3 protein-coding genes are annotated in these 2871 nt (G+C 34.7%); all 3 read right to left on the bottom strand.

What is annotated here, in order from left to right; translation table 11 throughout:
* The coding region (locus tag MRZ08_RS01700; protein ID WP_297378610.1) for a histidine phosphatase family protein at positions 1-344 on the bottom strand (344 nt) is incomplete at its 3' end.
* 55 nt (positions 345-399) lie between these two features.
* Positions 400-1566 carry a MupG family TIM beta-alpha barrel fold protein gene (locus MRZ08_RS01695; protein ID WP_297378607.1) on the bottom strand — a complete coding sequence of 389 codons (1167 nt, stop codon included), beginning with the start codon at positions 1564-1566 and terminating at the stop codon, positions 400-402.
* A gap of 21 nt (positions 1567-1587) precedes the next feature.
* Positions 1588-2871: 6-phospho-beta-glucosidase (locus MRZ08_RS01690; protein WP_297378606.1), on the bottom strand; the 1284-nt coding region annotated here is incomplete at its 5' end.

Raw genomic sequence — 2871 nt, 5'->3', positions numbered from 1 at the left:
CCCCCAAAAGGCACGAAGAAATCCCCGTGAGTCATCTGGCCAGGGAGCCTTGGAACCTTCTGAAGATCTTCTGGCTCCCCTTCCATCTTGCCGAAATTCCACTCCTTAAGTCTCTTTCGTGGGTTAATAGGAAGGTCGGTTATAATATTTGCTGTATCAATAGCCCTCTCTGATGTAGATGAATAGACCTCATCAATTCTAATATTATTTTCTTCAAAAAATCTCCTAGTTATCTTAGCCTGCTCAATACCAAGGTCTGTAAGAGGTGAATCACACCATCCTTGGGTCTTGCCACGAAGATTAAAAAGAGTCTGTCCGTGACGAACTAAATATAATTTTCTCATAGTATCTCCTAAAAAAGCCTGCGGTATACATATTTATATCCCGCAGGCAGATTACTTATTTAATAAACTTAACTAAAATACCAGAATCAATCAGATCGAGCATCATTAGCTCATCTTCATTTACTCTAGCTACTAAGTTTCTTTCCTCATCATTTTCAACTTTTCCCAAGGCTATTTCAACTTCGCCAGCATAGTGTCTGTACTTATCATTGACTATCAAAACATCTCCTCGGTCAAAGTATTTTTTATCTGAAGTTCTAGGTTCAATAGCTCTTTCATCTTTTATCCTAGACATCCTCGATCTCCAGATAAATTCATTATTTCTCTCAATCGAAATGTGAGGTGCGAAGTTATAGAGTATATCCTTTTCTACATCACTTACCTTCTCGTAAAACTCAGGTTTTAGCTGGATTATTTGTGATGAATTCACAGTAAAAGTTCCACTTTCGATACTTTCTTTTAATCCCTCATTACAAATATCAAATGAATGATTATCGTAAACTTCTTTTAAGCTTTTTAGCTCATCTTCACTAGCGTAGGCATTACCAATGATAATGTCATTGATTAGACCTGTGGCAAGTAAAATTCTCGCTTGAGTATCTATAGGAAAATACCTAAGCCTTTCTACTGTTGGTAGCCCATCTTTTGAGTCCCAAACACCATGAGTGTTTTCGTTATTTGAGCTAACAAAAGCTCCAATATTGACATCACCATAGCTTTTTAGTTCAGCTGACATTTCTCTAAATACATTCCAACCAAAGCCTGTATATCTTTGAGGATAGAAGTTGTAACAAACAAGGATATCTTCTGGGTTTGCGCCAGCTTTAACTAGTCCATCGACAACCTTGATATTAGAATTAAATTCAATATCTATTCCATATTTATTGTTCATAAGCTCAAAGTCTTTGTCTTTTCCAAAACTTTGGTCCATTCTAAGTATGTCGACACCAATTTCAGAAAAAACTGATAAATCATCTATACTCGCATCTAGCCTTTTAAATAGGTCTGGATTTACATCCAAATCCACGATCATTCCGTGTTTGTGAGAAAAGTCTATCGATTCTTCAAAATAATCTAGTACTTCTTCCTTGCTGCCTTCTACAGAAAACATAGATGAGAAAATCTTTGTAAATCCGTACTTAGATGAAAGTTCTATATATTTTTTTATATCTTCTAATGGACTAATATCTGGATATACTGAAATACCTAAAGTATGTTTCATTTAATCTCCTTTAAGATTTAACTAGTCTAAATCTTCTCCATTTGATGCTATAACTTTCTTATACCAATCAAATGATTTCTTCTTGCTTCTCTTTAGACTACCATTTCCATAATCGTCACGATCTACATATATAAATCCGTAACGTTTACTCATCTCGCCTGTACCAGCTGAAACTAAATCTATTGGTCCCCAAGTTGTGTATCCTAAAATATCTGCTCCATCTATTTCTACGGCATCTTTCATAGCTTTTATATGATCTCTTAGATAATCGATTCTATAATCATCTTCTACATAACCATTTTCATCTGGATTATCTTTGGCTCCTAGACCATTTTCAACTACAAACAATGGTTTTTGATATCTATCATAAATTTCGTTTATAGTTGTCCTAAAACCAAGCGGATCGATTTGCCAACCCCATTCTGTTTTGTCAAGATATTCATTATCTACAGTTTTCATCAAGTTTGCAGAATCATAGTTACTCGCATCATGGGATATAGTTCTAGTTGTATAATATGAGAAGGAAATGAAATCTACTGTGTTTTCTCTAAGGATTTTTTCATCTTCTTCACACATTTCTGGCATTATGCCTTTTCTTTCGTACTCGTTTAATTTATATTGTGGGTAGTAACCTCTTGATTGAACATCAACGAAGAAATAATTTTCTCTATTAGCTTGTTGAGCAGCAAACACATCTTCTGGTTTGCAAGTTGCTGGATAATAAGTTCCTGCAGCAAGCATACAGCCTATTTTTACTTCTGGATCAATTTCATGGGCTATTTTAGTCGCATAAGCACTTGCAACTAGTTCATGATGTATAGCTTGAGCTCTTGTTTTTTCAATATCTTCACCATCTTCGAAATATAAACCTGCGCCCATAAATGAAGCTGCCAAGATAACATTGATTTCATTAAAGGTTAGATAGTATTTAACTTTACCTTTAAATCTAGTAAATATAGCAGTAACAAGATTTTGATAAAAATCAACTACCTTTCTATTTCTCCAACCGCCATATTCTTCTACAAGATGCATTGGGAAGTCAAAGTGAGTTATAGTTATAAGAGGTTCTATGTCATGTTTTAGACACTCATCTATAAGGTTATCGTAAAACTCAAGTCCCTTTTCATTTGGCTTTTCATCATCTCCATTTGGGAAAATTCTAGTCCAAGCTATAGAAAATCTGTAAACCTTAAATCCCATTTCGGCAAACAAGGCTATATCTTCTTTGTAAGAATGATACATATCTATAGAGTGTTTAGCAGGGTAAAAGTGGTCTTCATCAAAGTCAAACATCTTCTTTTGACC

This window comes from Anaerococcus sp., assembly GCF_022770135.1.
Lineage (GTDB): Bacteria > Bacillota > Clostridia > Tissierellales > Peptoniphilaceae > Anaerococcus.
This window is presented reverse-complemented; position numbering and strand designations above follow the sequence as displayed.

Bases quoted from the DNA above. Each gene is read 5' to 3' on its own strand.
- MRZ08_RS01695 (WP_297378607.1), bottom strand. From the start codon at position 1,566: ATGAAACATACTTTAGGTATTTCAGTATATCCAGATATTAGTCCATTA.